Below are 20,826 nucleotides of genomic sequence, written 5' to 3'. Positions count from 1 at the left end.
GTAGGTGCTTTCCCGAGGGTTCACTTTGTATGCACTCTTTTTCTTATATCAACATCTTGACAGCTAAGTGTCAACACTTTTAGAGTGTGTGTCAGCGAAATACCATTCGCCGCATGCACTTTCAATAGACGAGGTTCACAAAAAGAACGCCACCGGCGCCGCCGAATGCGTCATCAGCACTTTCTTTCCATGGAGCGAGACGAAAATGAGTTTGTATTCCCGTCGTACCTTTCTTCAAACGCTCGGGGCCGCCACGGTGGCGGCGATGGGGACCGGCGGCTTGCCGTCGCTCGCTCGGGCGCAGACCGCGCAGTTCAAGCTGAAGTACGCGAACAACCTCGCGTTGTCCCATCCGCTCAACGTTCGCGCGAAAGAAGCCGCGGACGCCATCAACAAGGAATCCGGCGGCCGCGTCGAGTTGCAGATTTTCCCGAACGGTCAGATGGGCACGGATACCGACATGCTGTCGCAGGTTCGATCGGGCGCCATCGACTTCCTGACCCAGGGTGGCGTGGTGCTGTCGACGCTCGTGCCGGTCTCTGCGATCAACGGCATCGGCTTCGCGTTCAAGGACTACAACCAGGTGTGGGCAGCCATGGACGGCGAGCTCGGGAGCCACATCCGCACGGCGATCTCGAAGGTCGGGCTCGTCGCGATGGAGAAACCGTGGGACAACGGCTTTCGCCATCTCACGAGCTCGGTCAAGCCGGTGCAAAGCCCGGCCGACCTGAAAGGCCTAAAGATTCGCGTGCCGGTCAGCCCCCTTTGGACCTCGATGTTCAAGGCGCTCGACGCCTCGCCCACCAGCATCAACTTCAGCGAGGCGTATTCGGCGCTGCAAACCAAGGTCGTTGATGCAGAAGAAAACCCCCTCGCGCTGATCGAAACAGGACGCTTCTATGAAGTCCAGAAGTTCTGCTCGTTGACCGGCCATATTTGGGACGGCTTCTGGTTTCTCGGCAACGCGCGGTCCTGGGGCAAGCTGCCGCCGGACTTGCAGACGATCGTGGCGAAACACCTGAATGCGGCCGCAGTGGCTGAACGCGCGGACGTCGCCGCACTGAGCACATCGCTGATCGGGAAGTTGCAGTCACACGGAATGGCGTTCAACAAGCCCGATATCCAGCCGTTCCGCGCCTCGCTGCAAAAGGCCGGCTTCTACGACCAGTGGCGTAAGAAATACGGCGATGAAGCGTGGGCGTTGCTCGAGAAGTACACGCAGAAGCTCGCATGAGCGCGGACCACCGAAGAGTTTCTGGAGAACGAGTCATGACTTCCCGAGTTCATCCCGAGCAGGTGTTCGCCCACGACATGGGCGAGCCGAAGGAACGACATGCGGCATCGAAGGTCGTGCGCGTCGGCAGCGCACTGGAACTGGCCATCAAGTGGATCACCGAAGTGCCCGCTGCGCTGCTGCTAGTGGCCGAAGTGGTGCTGCTGCTCACCAACGTTTTCTGCCGCTACGTGCTGCAGGATCCATTGATCTGGGGTGACGAACTCGCGTCGATCCTGTTCATCTGGCTGTCGATGCTGGGCGCAGTGGTGGCGTTGCGGCGCGGCGAACATCTGCGGCTGACGATGTTCGTCGCCAGAATGTCCCCGCAAAACCGCGCGTTCGCGGAAACGCTTGGAAACTTCATCGTGATGACTTTCGTGCTGCTGCTGGTACGGCCGGCAACCGACTGGGCGATGAACGAATGGATCATCAGCACGCCGGCGCTCGATCTGCCGAATGCCATCCCCGCGGCCGCGATTCCCATGGCGGCCGTGCTGATGCTCGTGCTCGCCGTTACGCGGTTGCTCGAGCGCTCGTCACTGCGCGATTGCGTGAAGGCGTTCGCGCTGGTGGCCGGGGTCGCAATTGCGCTCTATTTCGCACGGCAAGCGCTCGCGCCACTAACCGCAGTCAGCCTGGTCCTTTTTTTCGCCGTCGGCGTAGTCACGATCATTTGTCTCGGTGTGCCGATCATGGTCGCCTTCGGGGTGTGCACGTTTGCTTATCTCGCAACCGTCACCGGCGCACCGTTGACGATTGTCGTGAGTACCATGAATCAGGGGATGTCCAGCCTGATCCTGCTCGCCGTCCCGCTGTTCATCCTGCTCGGCGCGCTCATGGAAGCGATGGGGCTTGCCGAAGCGATGATCCGTTTCCTCGCTTCGCTGATCGGGCACAAGCGTGGCGGCCTCGCCTACGTGCTGATCGGCGCCATGTACCTCGTCTCCGGCATCTCCGGCTCGAAGGTGGCCGATATGGCTGCGCTCGCGCCGGGCCTGTTCCCGGAAATGAAAAAGCGCGGTGCGAATGAAGGCGACCTCGTCGCAATGCTCAGTTCGGCGGCGGCCATGTCGGAAACCATTCCGCCCAGCCTCGTGCTGATCACGATTGGATCGGTAACCGGCGTTTCGATTGCCGCGCTGTTCACGGGCGGCTTCATGCCGGCCGTGGTCGGCGCGGTAGCACTCGCGGCAGTCGTCTGGTTCAGAAGCCGCGGGGAAATCCTGCAAGGCGTGCAACGGGCCTCGCGGGCCCAGGTCGGCCGCGCATTCCTGATCTCGCTGCCTGCGCTCGCGCTGCCCTTCGTGATCCGCGCGGCCGTGGTGGAAGGCATTGCGACGGCGACGGAAGTGGCGACAATCGGCGTGGCTTACACCTGTGCGGTAGGTTTGCTACTGTATCGCCGCTTCGACTGGAGCCGGCTCTATCCTATTCTGGTGGAAACGGCGTCGCTGTCTGGCGCGATACTGATCATCATCGGGTGTGCCACGGCGATGGGATGGGCGCTCACGCAGTCAGGCTTCTCCGCGCAACTCGCCACCTTGATGATGGCTGCGCCCGGGGGCAAACTGGGCTTCCTGGCGATCTCCGCGATTACGTTCGTGATGCTCGGCAGCTTTCTGGAAGGAATTCCGGCAATCGTACTGTTCGGGCCGCTCCTGTTCCCGATTGCGCGTGCGATGGGCATCTCCGACGTGCACTATGCAATGGTCGTGGTATTCGCGATGGGACTGGGCCTGTTCGCGCCGCCGCTTGGCCTCGGCTTTTACGCGGCATGCGCGGTCAGCAAGGTCGATCCGTCAATCGCAATGCGCCGCGTTTGGCCCTATCTGGGGGCTTTGGCGGTGGCCCTCATCGTTATAGTGCTGGTTCCGTGGGTATCGACGGGTTTTCTGCAGGCAAAATAAATGTATCGAATGGCACAGAAAGGGCAATGGACATGAAAAACGCGTTTGACAGTGAACTGAACGGCAAGGCGAACGCGCGCGCGCCCGAGGTAATTGCGTCGAAGCTCGAAGACATTCGCGAACAGGTGCGCGCCATGATTCAGCGGGGGGACTTGCGCCCCGGTGAACGCGTGAATGAGCAGGCGCTCGCAAACCAGATCGGCGTCGGCCGCAATTCAGCGCGAGAGGCCCTGCGCTCGCTCGAGCAGGCGGGGCTCGTGCGAATCGTCCCGAACCGTGGCGCCGAAGTACGGCGGCTGTCGCTCGAAGAGGCGATGGATCTCTACGAGATTCGAGCAGGGCTCGCACGCACCGCGGGACGTCTCGCCGCGCTGCGTCTCACCACCGACGAGGAGCAGTCGCTGAGCCTTCTCGTTGACAAGATGGACTCCGCCGTGGCCGAGCGCAACACGCCTCTGTATCAGAGTCTGAATACCGAGTTCCACCGTCAACTAATGGCAGCGACCAAGAATCCGCGGCTGATCACGATCAACCAGGCTGTCGCAGATGAACTGACGCTTTACATTCACAAAGGCGTGTATTCGTTCGCGCAGATGCAGCGTTCCGCGAAAGAACACCGCGAGCTTTTCGAGGCGCTGCGTGCGGGTCAGGCCGACGCCGCTGCACAGGCTTTCGAGAATCACGTGCAGACGGGCAAGAAGCGCATGCTCGACACCGTGTCCACGAGCGCGTCCGAACGTTAATGAGCCTGGAGTAGCTTGTTGAAAACCATAGTCTTTCTGGACCGCGCGACGCTGTCGGCCGATCTACCCGAGTTTCCGTTCCCACATCGCTGGGTCGAATATTCGTCCACTACGCAAGAACAGGTGGTACAGCGCTGCCGTGACGCGCAGATCGTCGTGACCAACAAGGTTCCGCTGACGGGGGAGATGCTCGCGCAGTTGCCGCAACTGGAAGTGATCGGCGTGCCGGCCGCAGGCGTCAATCATCTGGATATGAAAACATGCCGCCAACGGAGCATCGAAGTAGTCGCATGTCCGGGCTATTCGACGATCTCCGTGCCAGAACACGCGTTCGCATTGATGCTCGCGCTGCGCCGCAACCTGGTTCCTTACTGGAACGACGTTTATGCTGGAGGCTGGAGCGGGTCACCCACTTTTTATGCTGAATTGCATCCGATCGAGGATCTGCACGGTTCGACGCTCGGCATCGTCGGTGCCGGTCACGGTGGAAAGCGACTCGCCGAACTGGCCGGCGCGTTCGGCATGCGTGTGCTCTTCGCCGAGCGCAGGCACGCCAGGGCGGTGCGCGAAGGCTACACTGCATTCGGCGAGGTGCTGCGTGAGGCGGATGTGATCAGCCTGCACTGCCCGCTTACCGACGAAACGCGGCATCTGTTCGGTCTCGCCGAATTCGAGCGAATGAAGCGCAGCGCGTCGCTCGTGAATGCCGCGCGCGGCGGCATTGTCGACGAGAGGGCGCTGATCGAGGCGCTCGACCGCAAGCTGATCGCGAATGCCGCGCTCGACGTCCTCGAGCAGGAGCCGCCAGCGATCGATCATCCGCTGTTGACCAGCGCGCGCACGGATCTGATCGTGACTCCACATGTCGCATGGCGGACTCAGGTGGCGATGCAGCGGCTCGTCACACAGCTCGCGCAAGGCATCGAACAGCATTACGCGCGGCGCTGAGAGCGAAATTCGACGAGGTAGTGTTGCGCCTCTTCAAGCTGCTCCGCACCGTCGCGGCTGAAAGGCTGAGAGCATCATTGCAATAAGCAGCTGTGGCAGAGGCCGGCGATGCGCCTCTATGGATTTGAGCTTTGCGATTCATCGGGAACCGGTCGAGGGCTGCGAAGCGGTTGCGCGTTAGCCGCAGGGTAAGTTCGGAGCTGGAGCCGCTAGCCTCCGCCACCGCATTCGTCGCCTTTGGCGTGCAAACCATGCTCTCTTGCAGGATCGTCACCTTTACTGTGTCAATCCGTGGCGCTTCTTCTTGGGAGTCGGTGCCGGTGCCATCGCCTGCCGGTCACTCGGATCTGCTCCTGGTCCGAGTCGACCATTACTTTCCGCCTGCCGCCAGAGGCCTTCCACCACTGGGGGATCGAGGTGGGTGGCTGCCAGGAGTTCGATTGCGATCGGGACGGGACCGCTCATCCAGATGCGCGTAGCGCAGTCGCCCGTATTCGAACGGATCAAAGCGACGTGGCAGGTCGTCAAGGCGGCGGTTATTGAATTGCTCAGGGCCGTCGAAAGTTTGCGAGCCGACCGCGCGGGACGCGTTTCCTCGCCGTACCACGTTGAACATTATCAATGCCCTTGTGCTGGAGTCCGGGACGACGCGCCTCGGGCTCTCGCGCAGCCTACTGTCGAACGCGATTGTTCCAGCCTGCGCATCCCCCTCCCGCTATTGGGCAAGCAAAGCCCGGGATTGACGTGCTGACAGCTGGGCGATGCTGACTGCACGCCATACGGCAAGTACGACATGCGGAGCAGACGTTCGCAGGGCTGTGCGAGCGCCGAGCCGAATGGCCGCTGATGGGCCGATCCCCGCCTTACCTCTCCGAATGGTTCGGCCACCCCATTTCTCGTGCGGCATCGCGTTTGCTAATGGCCGTCACCTTATGACACACGCACCGTCATGGACGCATCCCGTCGGCTCCGGCGACGACGCTGGCTTTGCTAGCGAAGGTGACGACGGGCGCGTCATTCAATGACTCCATGCGCGGCAAAGGTCCCGCCGCCGCTACGCGTATTTGTCGCCTACTGTGTTGCGAACAGGATGCGTGTCGTAAACGATGATCATCTGCTTGATGCGGCCGCTTTCGTCGAACTCGAATACGTCAACACACTCAAATTTCACCGCAGAGCCGTCTTTCAGCCCCCAGTCGTAGGCGAAATAACCGGTCGCGCGTCGGGCACCCGTCGTGCTGACGCAGATATCGATGAGTGTGATCCGGCTGTCTCCCGATGCTGCATCAACCTTTGCAAAGAAGGGCGCGGGGTGCATCCAGCCGAGAAAAGGCGAGAATATCTGTGCGTCCGCTGCGAACAAGGCGCAGATTGCGGCGACATCGCCGCGCTCCAGTTCGCTCAGGTAGGTGCGAATCTGCCGCGTGTATAGTGCTCCCGATGATGAATCCACAATCATTCTCCGAAGGTTTGTTGACAGGTCTGCTCGCACGAAGGACAGCGGATCTGACGCAGCCACGATAGCGACGCAGCGATGACCGAACAATCGAAAAATTCGCAACCCCGGTATGCGAATCGTGCATATCCTCTGGCAGACCTCACGCGTGCTTTGCCTCCACTGTCTGCGTACCAAGCGTTCGTCGCTGCGGCAGAACTTGGCAGTATCAGCAAGGCCGCTAACCATCTGTGTCGAACGCAGGGTGCGGTGAGCCGCCAGGTCCAGCAACTGGAAGCCCACTATCGATGTGCGCTGTTCGTGCGCCACGTGTCAGGGCTGACGCTGACAGCAGAAGGAAATGCTCTGTTGACGGTGGCCGTGAACCTGCTCACACAACTGGTTCGACACGCAGACTTTCTCACACAGTCCGCGTCTGTTCTCACCCTGCGGCTACCGTCCACATTTGCGATTCGCTGGTTGCTACCGCGGGTGTCAGTGATCAATCTCGCGCTGCCAGGGACAGAATTGCGCATCTATACATCGGCAGACGATGCGCCCAATTTCACTGCGCCCGATGTCGACGCCATCGTTGTGCGCGGAGCCGGACATTGGACGGGTATGAACGCGATACCGTTATTTCAAGAGCACCTGACGCCGATGTGTACGAGCGAACTGGCCGCGACGCTGAAATCCGTAGCTGACCTTGTTCGCATCAAATTGCTGCATCCGGGACAGGACCGCGGCGAGTGGCGATGCTGGCTCGATCGTGTCGGTGCGACCCACTTCGACACCGAAGGCGGGCTCGTCTTTGATACCCTCGAATTAGCACTTACCGCCGCCGCACAGGGACATGGCGTTGCTATTGGCGACCCTCGGATGGCGAAGGAACGCCTCGAGGCGGGGGCACTCGTCATGCCGTTCAGTGAGGTTGCGCAGAACGGTCTGGGCTACTTCCTCGTCTTTCCCTCGCAACGAGCCGGACAAATCAAGATTCGCACACTCGCTGACGTCTTGACTCAGCTCGCGCAAGAGGATCCGTCGATACCGGCCCGATAAGCGCCCGCCAAGTCGCTCAACTCCACCGGCGCCAACAGAGCGAAGAAATCCAGCAGTAAAAAGGGCTTCAACGAATGCCCGTTTGTCGATGCCTAGCGGCCGTTTGACTGTCCGAGCGAACCGCCGGCCAAACGTCAGTTCATGGCCGTGTAAGGTCTCAATTCCCGACCCATGTCTTCCTATTACACCCTGCATATTCCGGTGTTCGATGAGCGATTCCGGTCGGTAACGGATCGCAGGACCGGCCTGGTTTCCCTTGCGAAAGCATGGCGGCTTTCTCAGCCGGAACGGCCCAAGCTCGGTAGTACTTCCATTTGGCTCGGCAATGAGTTCCCTTTGTACGAGGTCGTCATGGACGACGCAGTGTATCGGCTGTTATTGCGGGAGACGTGGCCGGGCAGCGGAAAATTCGAAGCGATATGTGTAGCTGCAGCCGGTTATTCAACCGATGGGGCCCTCCTCGCACCGGGACTCGACGCGATTCCGAATATGCCAATGGCCTTGGTGCTAGAAATCGCCTATGTGACCGGCAAACCGTAAGCGTGGAGTGATGGTTGCTTACCCGCTTACGAAGAAAACAGGAAATAGCCAACAAAAAACAAGGATTTCCTTACGCTTTTTCCACGCCGCGCTCGGTGTTTTTTGGCGATACGGCAATTAAGATCGCTATCGACGCAAGAAGGGATGCATTGCGTCGAAAGAGGCTGCCGAAGGCATCATGACCGAACGGAAAACAAAATGAAGATGAAAGGAAGAATTCACCGAGTGTTTTGGGCCACCGTTGCGGTGTTGCCCCTGGTTTCGTGCAGCGGCGGAGGATCGTCCGGCACGGCTGGCAGCGCGCCGCATGCGTCCGCGCAGACCGTTGCTGCCGCGGCGGTTCCGGCCACGAGCTGGACCAGCGTCAAGTGGGGTGGCGGCGGCTATGTCACCGGCCTGATCTACCATCCGACCAACGCAAGCCTGCTATACGCACGCACCGACGTCGGCGGCGCCTACCGCTGGGACACGACGACCTCGTCGTGGATCCCGCTCACCGACGGCCTGGGTTTCGGCGCCGACGAAGGCCGGTACCACGGCGTGGAGAGCATCGCCCTCGACCCGAACAACGACCAACTGGTCTACATGATGACCGGCGATACCGTGGGTCAGGATGCCCACGGCCGCATTTACATTTCCAGCGACCGCGGCAACACCTGGACGCACTACGAGCTGCCGTTCGCGGTGGGTGGCAACGATAACGCCCGGGGCTACGGCGAACGTCTGGCGGTCGACCCACAGAATCCGTCGACGTTGATGTTCGGCTCGCGCAAGGCCGGTATCTGGAAGAGCACGGACTCGGGCCAAACGTGGAGCCAGGTTACGGGCTTCTCGAGCACCACGGTGACCGGCGGGGGGACCCCGATCGGCGTCGAACAAATCATCTTCGATACCCCATTCAAGGGGACGGGGCAGCCGACGTGGATCATCTGGGCCACCGTCGCCTCCGACTATGCCCAGGCGGCAGGCTTGACGTCGACGCTGTACCGGTCCACCAATGGCGGCGCCACGTGGTCGCCGGTCGCGGTCCCGTCCAACGTGACCAATTACGACATCCCGCACGTCGTGAAGACGTCTGACGGCACCTTCTACATGACGTTCCGCCCGACAGCTCCTCAGGTTCAGGGCGGCAGTGGCCCCAGTTATCTCTACAAGTTCGGCGCCAGCAACAACAGCACCTGGACCCAGCTCTTGAGCTCCACCAGCATGGGGATGGCCGGCCTGTCCGTCTACGGCGCCGGCTCGATCGCCCGCATTGCGGTGGGCATGACAGGCTGGAGCGACACCAGCATGCAAATTCAAATGTCCGATGATGGCGGCACCAGCTGGCGCGAAGTCGAGGCCAACATGCCGCATACGTCCGACACCTGCCGCGGCTGGATCGAGAACGTCACGATCGACCCGGCCAACCGCGACCACATCATGCACGTCCACGGCGGCGGCATCTGCGAAACCACGAACGCCTCCTCGACCACGCCGGGCTGGAGCCCCAAGGTCAACAACCTGGAAGAGACCGCCACGCTGTTCGCCGTCGCGCCTCCGGCCGGCGCGCAATACAAGCTAATTAACGCCGCGGGCGACATCGGCGCGTGGGTGATCACGGACCTTGCGACGCGGCCGACGCGGACTCCGATGCCCGGATGGAGCAGCGGCAATGCGGCCGACATGGCGTGGGCCGATCCGTCCTACATTGCCGTCACCGGCGTCGACAATGCCAACGGTTCCGCCGTCAAGGGCTTCTGGTCCGGCGACTCCGGCAATAGCTGGTCGCAGTTCCCGTCGATGCCTACCGGCGGCTCGGCCAGCTCAAGCCAGGTGCAAAGCCTGGCAGTCACGTCCCGCAACAACCTGGTCTGGGCGCCGCAAGACTCGGTGCCGTCGTACACCACGAACAATGGCGCGAGCTGGACGCAAACCAACCTGCCGGCGTTTACCGCCACCTGGAATGGCTTCTTCCGCGCTTATCGCCTGGCCGTGGACCGCAACAACCCGAACAAGGTCTATGCCTTCGATTCGGGCGGCGCAAACTGGAGCTGGCAGCCTGGCAAGGTCTACGTCTCGACCGACGCCGGCCACACGTTCACGCTGAGCCAGGGCTCGGTGAACGCGAACATGGCCTGGAATGCCTGGGGCGATACGTCGATGGCGGTGAACCCGAACGCCGAGGGCGACATCTGGGTGGCCGACGGCAATGCCGTGTACCACTCGCTGGACTCAGGCGCGACCTGGACCAAGCTCACCGCCTTTGCAACCGCCAACGGCACGCTCGGGGCCACCAATATCACGCTGGGCAAGGCGCAAACCGGCTCGCCATACTCGGCCGCGGTCTATGTGGAAGGCACGATCAACGGCCAGTGGGGCATCTTCCGCTCCGACGATGGCGGCGCAACGTGGTCGCGCTTCAACGACGACGCGCACCAGTTCGGCGGCAACGCTGTGGTGGTGGGCGACTGGAACACTTATGGCCGCATTTACGTCAATGGTGTCGCTCGCGGTCTAATCTTCAGCAACTGAGGTTGATCGACCTATCTCCGTCCGGTTGCGGCTTGCAATCGCGAGGGGGAGAGCATAGGCGATCTGGTTGCTGCCGTAACCCGAAAGTTGGTCGTCAACTTTCGGGTTTTTTCATCCGTGAGTCTGACCTTCCTGTCGAGATTCCCTCAATTACTCGGTAGGCGCCCGAGCAGCACCGTAGCCGTCATTCTGCCCCTGGATTGATGCCGGAAGTCTGGCAACCAGGAGTATTGTGCGAACCCAATGGACGCGTCGCGGCACCAAGGTTCTTCTGGAGTGGCGGAGCCACCAGGGCGACAGGCAGCCGATGAGCGCCGATCGCTTGATCCTGATGGGTGTCTGGCGCGATCCGTCGCAGCCATGAATCGAAGAAACGGGTGCGCTCGGCTACTGCATTCGGTCAGTGCAATCGAAATCGTCTGCTCGGGCAGTCGAAGATATTGTTTGCTCACTTGACACCGGGCCCGCTAATGGGTGTCAGCGATCTTCAACCGGATGTCGAACGACTGTTTGTGGGGCGGCAGCACGCATTCATCCCCGTCGCCGGAAAGCAACCATTGAAAACTCCATAGTCAGCTCTGGAAACAAGTTGGCAGAACTGGCGCTCGCGTTGCTTTGGAAAGTCTCCGGTGACGACGCCTACGCCGACAAGGTTATCTGGTCACGAATACCGTTCCAGACCATGAAGTCGAACTGATTCATCACCTTGTCGAACTTGATGATCGCCGACACGACACGCATGGAAAACGTGTATAGACTTCGACGTTGATATCCAGCGCCGGCAACAGGATCGAAGGCGGAATTCGAACTCGCCGGCCTCGCGAAGCTCAGCCTCCTTCTTCTCGCGGAAGCCAACGGCCACTCTGCTTTTCGAAGAAGCTGTTCACCGCGTTCTTGTCACCTTCGCCAAGCCGCCTTCAACGGACTCTGCTTCTGCATGCTCAGCGACGGCCGCTTCCTGCGACGCATGCCATCGTTTTATACGCTCAGGAGGATTCACGCCCCCGCGCGTAGTTACGCCTTGCTTTCGCGCAATTGCCGCAATCCCCCATCGAACACCAGCGCCTGTTTTGCGCACGGCTCTCATCGACGAAAAGCCATCCGCAGCCGCGCGCGTCTTCGCACTGCTTGATCCGTTTCGCGCGTGGCCCCGTCAGGAGCCCCAACGCCGAGACGACGAATGGCCTTATCAACGCCGCGGCGCGCAACGCGTTCGCGTCCCATGACCAGACGTACCTACCGTTTTTGCGCAGCAGCGTTGCGCCCGGCGTGTCGACGCTGAGCAATCGAAACAGCAACGACAGGTCCGCCGGCGTCTTCTTTTCCCTCGCGGCTCCGCAGAGGGCGGCATAGATCGCCTCGCGCGCTTCGATCGCAAGCCGGTATGCGTTGTCAGCCGCCCTGGGATCGCTCTTCCATTGGGCGCCGTACGCACGTAGCAGGCCATCGTCGACCAGCCGCTGCTCCCTCAGCACAACCAGCAATGAGCGGGCGGACTCGAGCCGCTCCTGAGGCTCCCCGGTTAGTCTCCATGCGACCGTATTCACGAACGGTATGCAAGGGTCCTCGGTGACGACGAATGCGCTGCTCGCCTGTGACGCGGTGTTGACCATGCTCATAGCCGACTCCTTGCAAAATACCGATCGTAGTCTAACCTGTTAACCGGTTATGTATTAGTGGAATGCGCCAATGCGTGTACGCTTGCTCATCGCGTTTTCAATCATCTACGTCGTCTGGGGGTCGACTTATCTTTGCGTCGCCATCGCGTTGCGCTCGTTCCCGCCACTGATGCTGATGTGCATCCGCTGTCTGGCCGGCGGGACCATACTGCTCCTTTGGGGTGCCTTGCGCGAACGCGACCCACTGACGCCGCGAACGCTGCTGCTGGCAATTGTTTGCGGACTCCTGTTTTTCGTAGGTTGCCATGGGGTATTGGCGCTCGCGCAGCGGCATGTGCCGTCCGGACTTGCCGCGGTCATGCTCGCCACGATCCCGTTCTGGATCGCCCTGCTGCGCTTCCCGCTACCGGGTCAACGCGCGCCTTCGCGGTCCGTATGGCTCGCGCTCGGCGCGGGCTTTGCCGGGGTAGGCGTCATTGCCTGGGCTCCCTCTTCGTCGGGGGCTATCGACGCGTTTTGGCTCGCCGCGCTGTTAGGCTCGAGTTTTTCGTGGGCGCTCGCAACCGTCGCCGTGCAAAACTTCGGCGGCACGAAACAAGGCCTGAGACTTTCGGGGATTGAACTTCTCTCAGGCGGCATCGTGCTTGCAGCGCTGAGCGCAGGAGCCGGCGAAGCGCAGCTTTTCCGACCGGATCGAATCTCAGGATCCTCGCTCGTCGCGTTGGCTTACCTGACGATAGCGGGTACTGTCGTTGCATTTTCGGTGTACGTGTGGCTGCTCGACCGTGTTCAACCGACGTTGGTCGCAACGTACACGTTTGTCAATCCTGTGGTGGCGGTCGTGCTAGGGTGGCTTTTTCTTGACGAGCAGCCGAGCATGGGGATGCTCATTGGCGCACCGTTGACGATCGGCGCGGTATGTGTCGCATGGCGGCTGGAACGAAGAAACTCCACCCGGCGGACGCAGACGCGCCACGATCTTGTCGCATCGTCACTTTCGCGGGGCGGGCAGGACTGCGATCGCTAATCGTCGCGACCGCCGAGCAGATGGGCATTTCCACCTTCAGGCAGCTCGCGCCGGCTGCTCGACCTGTGCCTCAGCTACGAATCGGGCTGCTGCCAGCTTTAGTCGCGAGGCGAATTCCACCGCCGCGGGCTTGAGGCGATTGCCTCTGCGCGAGAGAAGATAAAGGTCCACGTGCACAACCGGATTTGCTCGGCGCCCTTCCCGCGCTACTTGCGGCCTGCGCGTCGATGGTTATCCATGTCCGGAGTAGGATGGCTTCGCTGATCGACATCCAAACCCCGCCAGGTCATCATGAGGGGACAAAACTTTGGAGCCACAGAATGAGGGCATCGAAGAGCGGCATCCACCCAGGCACGCGGAGGAACCGGGAGCGGAAGTCTCGGCCGGAAGCTATTGAACAGCGCATCCAATTGATTTTTTAAGCTGGCGCTGACTTTATTGGCTTTGTTAGATGTATGTCATTGACGAAATATATGACAGGCAATTAACCATCAATCCCTCCGCGCTGACATGCCGACCGCTTTCGCACAGACCGTCGAGGCCCACTTTGCCGAACTCACTCCAACGCCCCAGCGCATTGCCAGTTATATGCTGGCGCATCTCGAGCGACTAGGCCTGGCAACGGCTGATCAGATCGCGCAGCAAACGGCCACCAGCGGAATCTCCGTGGGGTGTTTCCTGCGCAGCGTCGGCTATCGCAACCTCGACGACCTCAAGCGCGAACTGCGCGGCGCGCAGGGGCGCCCGTGGATGATTACCGACCGGCTCGACGAATACCGGTGTATGCGCGAACAGTTGGCCAACGCCCCGCGCCACGGCAAAAACGGGGAAAACCTCCAAACTCGCGCCCTGACCCACTCGCTGCAACTCGTCGACACGATCCAGCATGTGTACCAGTTGGCGCAATCGCCCATGTTCGCCCGCATCGCGGAGCGCATCTCCCAAGCGGACGCCGTATATATCCTCGGCATCCAGTCGACCCGCGGCACCGGCAACGCGTTCTACGGCTACCTCGAATACATCCGTCCGCGCGTCTTGTACTCCGACGGCATGTCCGGCTCATGCGTCGATTCGCTGAACTCGGAATTCGCCGCACCGTCCCTCGTCATTACCGACACGCGCGCCTACCCGGTGATCGCGCGCCGCTACTGTGAAGCCGCGGCGCATCGTGGCGGGCAATTTCACTGGCCACCGACATCTATTGCCCGTGGGCTCGTGAATTCGACTGCGATTTGTTGCAGATCAAAACCGATGTCGGCCAGTTCTGTGACTCGCTGGCGCCGCTCAGCTGTCTGTTCAACCTGCTGATGATTACCGCGATCGTTGCTCAACTGGGGGCCGCGATCGACGAACGCGTCGCAGCGAGCTGCAAGGCGAATTCAACCAGTTCGATCTCTAAACCTGTCACATCCGGAATCTGAACGCGCCCGCCATGACACAACCGCGACTCATCGAAATCACCGCCGCCACGCATGGCGTGGACATCGACCTCGTCTATGCCACCGAGCGCAATTTGACAGGCAAGCCCATCTACAAGGAAGCTCACTGCCTGCTGCTCGAACCCGCAGAAGCCGCTTTGCGCGAAGCAGTGGAGATTGCCCGCAACGCCGGCCTGACCCTGAGGATTTTCGATGCGTACCGTCCGCCCCAGGCGCAACAGGTGCTGTGGGATTTTCTGCCCGACCCGACCTACATCGCTGAGCTTGGCCGCGGTTCGAACCATAGCCGCGGCACGGCGATCGATCTGACGCTGCTCGACGCCGACGGCAACGAACTCGACATGGGCACGGGCTTCGACGCCATGACGATCGAGTCCGAACACTTCCATACTGGCCTGCCCGCGCATGTGCAGCGTAACCGCCTGTTACTGCTCGGCATCATGCACGCCGCCGGCTTCACCCACATCAAGAGCGAATGGTGGCACTACGAGTTGCCTGGCTCCCGCGCGCTGCCGTTGATCGATAACAGCGAAAGCGGTCCGTTGCGTCTTATGTAATGGCGTTCGATTTCTCCATCCGTTGTTCCCCTGACAGGCTCTACCCATTCCTTATGGAGCGGCAATGAAACTGGTATTGCGCAATGCACTGACGGCGGCGGTGATCTCCTCCGCCATGACCTTGTCGTTCACAGCCGCCGTCCCCGCTGCGGCGGCGACGCCGAAAGACATGTTCGTCATGGCCACGCTCCTCGACGAATTCACCACGCTCGATCCGGGCGAAATCTACGAACTGGTGCCGGAAGAATATGTAGCGAATACGTATGACCGGCTGGTGAGGGTCGATCTGAAAGACCCGTCGAAATTCAACGGCGATGTCGCACAATCATGGACCGTGAGCCCCGACGGCCTGACCTTCACGTTCAAGATCCGTCCAGGTCTCAAGTTCCACTCGGGCAACGCGTTGAGCGCCGACGACGTCGCGTGGTCGATCCAGCGCACCGTCCTCCTCGATAAAGGCGCGGCGGCAGTGCTGCAAGGCATCGGTTTGACCAAAGACAACGTGCTGGCCAACGTGAAGAAGGTCGACGACACAACCGTCAGTGTGACGACCGACCAGAAATACGCGCCGACGTTTGTGCTGAACGTACTCGGTTCGTGGCCTGCCTCGGTGGTAGACAAGCAGTTGCTGCTCACGCACCAGAAAGGCACTGACTTCGGCAACGAATGGCTGCGCACGAACGAGGCCGGCTCCGGCGCCTACAAGCTCGTCAAATGGTCTGCCAACGACAGCATCGTCTTGCAGCGCTTCGACGGTTATCGCGTACCGCTCGCGATGAAGCGGATCGTGTTGCGTCACGTGCCGGAAGCATCGAGCCAGCGCCTGCTGCTCGAGAACGGTGACGTCGATGTGGCGCGCAACCTGAGTCCTGATGATCTCGTCGCGCTCACGAAGTCCGGCAAGGCGCATGTGAGCGCGGTGCCGCAAGCGACGCTTCTATACCTCGGCCTGAACGTCAAGAATCCGAATCTGGTCAAACCGGAAGTCCAGCAAGCGATGAAGTGGCTGATCGACTACAACGGGATTCAGAGCAACGTCGCCAAAACCACCTACAAGGTGCACGAAACCTTCCTCCCCGAAGGTTTCCTCGGCGCGCTGAATACCGACCCCTACCAGCAGAACGTCGCCAAGGCCAAGGAACTGCTGGCAAAGGCCGGGCTTCCGAACGGCTTTTCCGTGACGATGGATGTGCGTAACGGCTACCCGTACAGCGAAATCGCCGAGGCAGTGCAGGCCAACCTTGCCCAAGGCGGCATCAAGGTACAGATCATCCCCGGCGACAACAAGCAGACGCTCGCCAAGTACCGCTCGCGCTCGCATGACATTTATATCGGCGAATGGTCCGCCGATTACATCGACCCGCACAGCAACGCCCAGGGATTCACCTGGAATCCCGACAATTCCGACAAGTCGACCTATAAGATGCTCGCGTGGCGCAATTCGTGGGACATCCCCGGCCTGACGAAGGAAACCAACGCGGCGCTCGCCGAATCGTCGACGGCGAAGCGCGCCGAGCTGTACCAGACCATGCAGAAGCAGGTGCTCGCGAGTTCCCCCTTCGTGATCATGTTCCAGCAGGTCTCGCAGGTGGCCGCGCGACCGGGCGTAACGGGTCTCGAGGTGGGTCCGATCAACGACCTCGTGTCGTATCGTGATCTGAAGAAGCAGTAACGTTTGCGGTGGAGGCGAGACTGTCCGGGCTTCGCCTTCGACCGAGGAACTTGCCATGTCCACTCGCCTCACGACTTTCGAGCGCATGCGCGCGCTTTCGGTTGAAAGCGCCAGCGTGCGCTGGACCTTGCGCCTCGTGCGCTGGATCGTCACGCTCGTGATCACCTTCGCCGGGTTGCTGGCGGTCACGTTCGTGATCGGCCGCAAAATACCGATCGATCCGGTGCTGGCGATTCTCGGCGATCGCGCGTCAGCCGCAGCCTACGCGGCGGCGCGTCTTCAACTCGGGCTCGACGCGCCGCTCGCAGTGCAGTTCCTGATCTACGTGCGCGATGTGCTGCATGGCAATTTCGGTATGTCGCTGCTGACCGCGCATCCCGTGATCGAGGACATCCAGCGGGTGTTTCCCGCAACGCTCGAACTCGCGACCCTGTCGACCATCATCGGCGTGCTGATCGGCGTGCCGCTGGGCGTGATCGCCGCCGTGCGCCACAACCGCTGGATCGATCACGTCGCGCGCTTCGTCGGCCTCGTCGGCAGTTCGGTCCCGGTGTTCTGGCTCGGGCTGATGGGCTTGCTGCTGTTCTACGCGAAGCTGCATTGGGTGGCGGGGCCGGGACGCGTCGATCCGGTATTCGACGGCATGGTCGATACGCGCACAGGCAGCCTGCTGATCGACTCGCTCATCGCCGGCGAATGGGATGTGTTCTTCAATGCGTTCTCGCATATCGCGCTGCCCGCGGCCATTCTCGGCTACTACTCGGTCGCCTATCTGAGCCGCATGACGCGTTCGTTCATGCTCGATCAACTCAACCAGGAGTACATCACCACGGCGCGCGCGAAAGGCTTGCCCGAGCGCCTGGTGATCTGGCGCCACGCGTTCGGCAATATCGCCGTGCCGCTTCTGACCGTAATCGCACTCACGTACAGCTATCTGCTCGAAGGCTCGGTGCTGACCGAAATCGTCTTCGCGTGGCCCGGTATCGGTTCGTATCTGACGGGCGCCCTCCTGAACGCCGATATGAACGCCGTGCTCGGCAGCACGCTCGTGATCGGCGTCACGTTTATCGCGCTCAACCTGTTGACCGACGCGCTCTATCGCGTGTTCGATCCACGCGCCCGCTGACATTGCGGAGGTCTCTTTCGTGCTTCCCCCTACCGATGAATCCATGCAAACGCAGGACTGGCCGATGAATGCCGCGCCCCGACGATGGAAAGACTGGCTGCTGAGCGAGACGCCCGCGTCACGCAAGCAGGCCGCGCTTGGCCTCGCTTACCGGCGCTGGCGACGCTTCGCGGGCAATCCGCTGTCAGTCTTCGGCCTCTTGATTCTGGCCTTGCTGATCATCATCGCGGCGATTGGGCCGCTGATCGCACCGCACGATCCGTTGCAGCAAGTCCTCTCCGACCGCCTGCTGCCGCCGGGTTCGCCATCGCACTGGTTCGGCACCGACCAGCTTGGCCGGGATATCCTCTCGCGTCTGATCTACGGTTCACGCCTTACGCTCTCGATTGCGATCCTCGTCGTGGTGATCGTGGTTCCCGTGGGGCTTTTGATCGGCACCACTGCTGGCTTCTTCGGCGGCTGGGTGGACAACGTGCTGATGCGGATCACCGACGTAGCGCTCGCCTTTCCGAAGATCGTGCTCGCGCTCGCTTTCGCGGCCGCACTGGGGCCCGGTGTGATCAACGCGGTGATCGCCATTTCGATTACCGCGTGGCCGGCCTATGCCCGCCTCGCGCGGGCGGAAACGCTGCGGCTCGTGCAAGCCGATTTCATTCACGTCGCGCGCTTGCAGGGCGCCTCGCGCAAGCGCATTCTCCTGCTCTACATCATGCCGCTGTGCTCGTCGTCGGTGATCGTGCGCGCGACCCTCGATATGGCCGGCATCATTCTCACTGTCGCGGGCCTCGGATTCCTTGGCCTCGGCGCACAACCGCCCAGCCCCGAGTGGGGTTTCATGGTCGCGTCAGGCCGCAACGTGCTGCTCGATTCGTGGTGGGTGGCCACTATTCCCGGCTTCGCCATTCTGCTGGTGAGTCTCGCCTTCAACCTGCTCGGCGACGGTCTGCGGGACGTCTTCGATCCACGCCAGGGAGGCTGACATGCCAGTCGATATGACCCATCCTTTGTGTGAAATCGACGACCTGCAAATCGGCTTTCGCGGTCATGGCGGCGAATTGACTGAAGCGGTGCGTGGCCTTTCGCTGACGCTGCGGCGCGGCGAGCGGCTTGGCATCGTCGGCGAATCCGGTTCCGGCAAGTCGCTGACCGGGCGTGCGCTGCTCGGCCTGCTGCCGCCTGAGGCGCAATGTCGTGCGAAGGCGATGAAGTTCGACGGTCAGGATCTGCTTGCCATGCCGGTGCGCAAGCGCCGGCAACTGTGCGGCCAGCAGATGGGCATGATCCTGCAAGATCCGAAATACTCACTGAACCCGGTGATGACCGTCGCGCAGCAAATGCGCGAAGCGTTCGAACTGCACGGACCGAAGTTCGGCCGCCGCGAGATACGCGAGAAAATCATCGAGGCGCTGGCAGCGGTGCATATCCGCAATCCGGAGCGTGTCGCCGACTCCTACCCGCACGAGTTGTCGGGTGGCATGGGGCAGCGCGTGATGATCGCCATGATGGTGTCGTCCGGGCCGCGTCTGCTGATCGCCGATGAACCCACCAGCGCACTCGACGTGCTCGTCTCGATGCAGGTGCTCGGGATTCTTGACGAGATGATCGCAAAGCATGACACCGGCCTCATTTTTATCAGCCACGACCTGCCCCTCGTCATGTCGTTCTGTGACCGCGTCGTCGTGATGTTCGCGGGACGCGTCGTGGAAACGTGCGCGGCACGCGATCTCGTCCACGCCGAGCATCCCTATACGCGCGCCCTGCTCGCGGCGAATCCACCGCTTATCGATCCGCCCGAGCAACTGCCCGTGCTGAAGCGGGACGCGGCATGGCTTACGCAACCGGCCGGAGAATCAGCATGATCGATGTCGACGCTTTGACGGTGCGCTTCAAAACCAGGACCGGTCACTTCGACGCGGTGCGCGCGGCGAGCTTTCATGTCGGAGAAGGTGAGGTGTTCGGACTGGTCGGCGAATCGGGTTCCGGCAAGTCGACGATCCTGCGCGCGTTGACCGGTCTCGCGCCCGTTGCCGGCGGCCGTATGAAAATCGGTTCGCACGTGCTCGGAGAAAAACTAGACCGCTCCTTCCGACGCGACGTGCAGATGGTGTTTCAGGACCCGTACGGCTCGCTGCATCCGCGCTTCACAATCGATCAGAGCTTGCGCGAGCCGCTGACCATCAACGGCATCGGCGGGCAGGAAGAACGCATTGTCGATGCGCTGCGCGAAGTCGGCTTGGGTCCGTCTTATCGTTTCCGCTATCCGCATCAGCGGTCCGGAGGGCAGCGGCAGCGCGTCGCAATTGCTCGGGCGCTGATCGTCGAACCGCGCGTGCTGCTGCTCGATGAGCCGACGTCCGCACTCGATGTATCCGTGCAGGCCGAAATCCTCAACCTGCTGAGACGGCTTCATCGCGAACGGAATCTGACAATGATGCTGGTGAGCCACAATCTGGCGGTGGTGGGCTTTCTCTGCTCGCGCGTAGCGATCATGCGCCATGGTGAGATTGTCGAGCAACGCGATATCGCATCCATTCGCGCGCAGCAGGTCGAGCACGAATACACGCGCAGCCTGTTGCTCGCGACCACAGGCTACCGGCGCCGCAAGTCGATCGCGGTAGACAAGGAAGCGGCTGATTGCCCGCCCTCTGTGCGCCTCCCGAAACCGGTGCTGAGAACAAAGAAAAGTAGGAATTGGTGAGAGCAGAAGAGTTTTCACGCCGCCCAGCAGATACGGCCAGGCCTTAAGCAGCGATGTGCCAGCCCGCAATACCCTTCTGACGCACGTACCCACACGGCACGACGAAGGTGCAGCTATTCCATTCGCCTCGGCCAGTTCCAGAGCGCTGCCCTGTTCCTCCGACCAGTCGATCATGCGGGCCGACCGGCGGAACGTCACCGTGGCGCCCCCGGCCACCGCTGGTGAGCTAAGGGGCGCGCGACGCCATTGATGCGTGTTCGAGTGAC

General features: G+C 61.4%; 16 protein-coding genes and 2 pseudogenes. 16 read left to right on the top strand and 2 right to left on the bottom strand.

The window, feature by feature from the left end:
* Nucleotides 1-205: 205 nt before the first annotated feature.
* From G5S42_RS32320 to G5S42_RS32305, 4 genes are all read left to right on the top strand, one after another.
* Nucleotides 206-1,234 (top strand): TRAP transporter substrate-binding protein, encoded by a 1,029-nt coding sequence (locus tag G5S42_RS32320; RefSeq protein ID WP_176110870.1) that lies wholly within the window; start codon nucleotides 206-208, stop codon nucleotides 1,232-1,234.
* Between the two features lie 77 nt (nucleotides 1,235-1,311).
* A complete protein-coding gene (locus G5S42_RS32315; RefSeq protein WP_176111933.1) occupies nucleotides 1,312-3,183 on the top strand; it encodes a TRAP transporter large permease in 1,872 nt (623 codons plus the stop codon).
* A 32-nt stretch (nucleotides 3,184-3,215) separates the two neighbouring features.
* Entirely contained in the window at nucleotides 3,216-3,926 is a 711-nt protein-coding gene (locus G5S42_RS32310) for a GntR family transcriptional regulator (protein ID WP_246392229.1), read from the top strand.
* Nucleotides 3,927-3,944: 18 nt separating this feature from the next.
* Nucleotides 3,945-4,874 carry a D-2-hydroxyacid dehydrogenase gene (locus G5S42_RS32305; protein WP_176110868.1) on the top strand — a complete coding sequence of 310 codons (930 nt, stop codon included), beginning with the start codon at nucleotides 3,945-3,947 and terminating at the stop codon, nucleotides 4,872-4,874.
* A gap of 1,054 nt (nucleotides 4,875-5,928) precedes the next feature.
* Here the strand turns inward: G5S42_RS32305 and G5S42_RS32300 are convergent.
* A complete protein-coding gene (locus tag G5S42_RS32300; RefSeq protein WP_176110867.1) occupies nucleotides 5,929-6,327 on the bottom strand; it encodes a nuclear transport factor 2 family protein in 399 nt (132 codons plus the stop codon).
* 81 nt (nucleotides 6,328-6,408) lie between these two features.
* Between G5S42_RS32300 and G5S42_RS32295 the strand changes: the two genes are divergently transcribed.
* From G5S42_RS32295 to G5S42_RS32285, 3 genes are all read left to right on the top strand, one after another.
* The gene (locus tag G5S42_RS32295) at nucleotides 6,409-7,368 is read left to right on the top strand and encodes a LysR substrate-binding domain-containing protein (protein ID WP_176110866.1); all 960 of its coding nucleotides are present in this window, start codon (nucleotides 6,409-6,411) and stop codon (nucleotides 7,366-7,368) included.
* Nucleotides 7,369-7,539: 171 nt separating this feature from the next.
* Complete coding sequence (locus G5S42_RS32290) at nucleotides 7,540-7,908, top strand: hypothetical protein (protein ID WP_176110865.1); 369 nt, start codon at nucleotides 7,540-7,542, stop codon at nucleotides 7,906-7,908.
* Nucleotides 7,909-8,106: 198 nt separating this feature from the next.
* Nucleotides 8,107-10,422 (top strand): WD40/YVTN/BNR-like repeat-containing protein, encoded by a 2,316-nt coding sequence (locus G5S42_RS32285; RefSeq protein WP_176110864.1) that lies wholly within the window; start codon nucleotides 8,107-8,109, stop codon nucleotides 10,420-10,422.
* Between the two features lie 986 nt (nucleotides 10,423-11,408).
* Here the strand turns inward: G5S42_RS32285 and G5S42_RS32280 are convergent.
* On the bottom strand, nucleotides 11,409-12,041 hold the full coding sequence (locus tag G5S42_RS32280) for a CGNR zinc finger domain-containing protein (RefSeq protein ID WP_176110863.1): 633 nt from the start codon (nucleotides 12,039-12,041) through the stop codon (nucleotides 11,409-11,411).
* A 70-nt stretch (nucleotides 12,042-12,111) separates the two neighbouring features.
* On the opposite strand from G5S42_RS32280, the gene G5S42_RS32275 reads away from it, so the two are divergent.
* From G5S42_RS32275 to G5S42_RS32240, 9 genes and pseudogenes are all read left to right on the top strand, one after another.
* Nucleotides 12,112-13,068 carry an EamA family transporter gene (locus G5S42_RS32275; RefSeq protein WP_176110862.1) on the top strand — a complete coding sequence of 319 codons (957 nt, stop codon included), beginning with the start codon at nucleotides 12,112-12,114 and terminating at the stop codon, nucleotides 13,066-13,068.
* A 510-nt stretch (nucleotides 13,069-13,578) separates the two neighbouring features.
* A pseudogene (locus G5S42_RS45850) lies at nucleotides 13,579-13,858 on the top strand (MurR/RpiR family transcriptional regulator); the annotation flags it as partial.
* Between the two features lie 83 nt (nucleotides 13,859-13,941).
* A pseudogene (locus G5S42_RS45845) lies at nucleotides 13,942-14,467 on the top strand (MurR/RpiR family transcriptional regulator); the annotation flags it as partial.
* Nucleotides 14,468-14,500: 33 nt separating this feature from the next.
* Nucleotides 14,501-15,064 carry a D-alanyl-D-alanine dipeptidase gene (gene ddpX, locus G5S42_RS32265; RefSeq protein ID WP_176110861.1) on the top strand — a complete coding sequence of 188 codons (564 nt, stop codon included), beginning with the start codon at nucleotides 14,501-14,503 and terminating at the stop codon, nucleotides 15,062-15,064.
* A 64-nt stretch (nucleotides 15,065-15,128) separates the two neighbouring features.
* Nucleotides 15,129-16,736, top strand: coding sequence for an ABC transporter substrate-binding protein (locus tag G5S42_RS32260; RefSeq protein WP_176110860.1), 1,608 nt, complete (start codon nucleotides 15,129-15,131; stop codon nucleotides 16,734-16,736).
* A 55-nt stretch (nucleotides 16,737-16,791) separates the two neighbouring features.
* Complete coding sequence (locus tag G5S42_RS32255) at nucleotides 16,792-17,862, top strand: ABC transporter permease (protein ID WP_176110859.1); 1,071 nt, start codon at nucleotides 16,792-16,794, stop codon at nucleotides 17,860-17,862.
* Between the two features lie 64 nt (nucleotides 17,863-17,926).
* On the top strand, nucleotides 17,927-18,841 hold the full coding sequence (nikC, locus tag G5S42_RS32250; protein WP_176111932.1) for a nickel transporter permease: 915 nt from the start codon (nucleotides 17,927-17,929) through the stop codon (nucleotides 18,839-18,841).
* A gap of 1 nt (nucleotide 18,842) precedes the next feature.
* Entirely contained in the window at nucleotides 18,843-19,721 is an 879-nt protein-coding gene (locus tag G5S42_RS32245) for an ABC transporter ATP-binding protein (RefSeq protein WP_176110858.1), read from the top strand.
* The gene (locus G5S42_RS32240; RefSeq protein WP_246392228.1) at nucleotides 19,718-20,560 is read left to right on the top strand and encodes an ABC transporter ATP-binding protein; all 843 of its coding nucleotides are present in this window, start codon (nucleotides 19,718-19,720) and stop codon (nucleotides 20,558-20,560) included. Before G5S42_RS32245 ends, G5S42_RS32240 begins: the two co-directional genes overlap by 4 nt.
* Nucleotides 20,561-20,826 lie beyond the last annotated feature (266 nt).

It is taken from the genome of Paraburkholderia youngii, from assembly GCF_013366925.1.
In the GTDB taxonomy this organism is placed as follows: domain Bacteria; phylum Pseudomonadota; class Gammaproteobacteria; order Burkholderiales; family Burkholderiaceae; genus Paraburkholderia; species Paraburkholderia youngii.
The sequence above is the reverse complement of the archived record's forward strand: the minus strand, read 5'-3'. Positions and strand labels throughout refer to the sequence as shown.

Coding starts and splice junctions, on each gene's coding strand:
- ddpX (WP_176110861.1), top strand. CDS start 14,501: ATGACACAACCGCGACTCATCGAAATCACCGCCGCCACGCATGGCGTG.
- G5S42_RS32285 (WP_176110864.1), top strand. CDS start 8,107: ATGAAGATGAAAGGAAGAATTCACCGAGTGTTTTGGGCCACCGTTGCG.
- G5S42_RS32295 (WP_176110866.1), top strand. CDS start 6,409: ATGACCGAACAATCGAAAAATTCGCAACCCCGGTATGCGAATCGTGCA.
- G5S42_RS32260 (WP_176110860.1), top strand. CDS start 15,129: ATGAAACTGGTATTGCGCAATGCACTGACGGCGGCGGTGATCTCCTCC.
- G5S42_RS32315 (WP_176111933.1), top strand. CDS start 1,312: ATGGGCGAGCCGAAGGAACGACATGCGGCATCGAAGGTCGTGCGCGTC.
- G5S42_RS32275 (WP_176110862.1), top strand. CDS start 12,112: ATGCGTGTACGCTTGCTCATCGCGTTTTCAATCATCTACGTCGTCTGG.
- G5S42_RS32310 (WP_246392229.1), top strand. CDS start 3,216: ATGAAAAACGCGTTTGACAGTGAACTGAACGGCAAGGCGAACGCGCGC.
- G5S42_RS32245 (WP_176110858.1), top strand. CDS start 18,843: ATGCCAGTCGATATGACCCATCCTTTGTGTGAAATCGACGACCTGCAA.
- G5S42_RS32240 (WP_246392228.1), top strand. CDS start 19,718: ATGATCGATGTCGACGCTTTGACGGTGCGCTTCAAAACCAGGACCGGT.
- nikC (WP_176111932.1), top strand. CDS start 17,927: ATGAATGCCGCGCCCCGACGATGGAAAGACTGGCTGCTGAGCGAGACG.
- G5S42_RS32280 (WP_176110863.1), bottom strand. CDS start 12,041: ATGAGCATGGTCAACACCGCGTCACAGGCGAGCAGCGCATTCGTCGTC.
- G5S42_RS32320 (WP_176110870.1), top strand. CDS start 206: ATGAGTTTGTATTCCCGTCGTACCTTTCTTCAAACGCTCGGGGCCGCC.
- G5S42_RS32290 (WP_176110865.1), top strand. CDS start 7,540: ATGTCTTCCTATTACACCCTGCATATTCCGGTGTTCGATGAGCGATTC.
- G5S42_RS32255 (WP_176110859.1), top strand. CDS start 16,792: ATGTCCACTCGCCTCACGACTTTCGAGCGCATGCGCGCGCTTTCGGTT.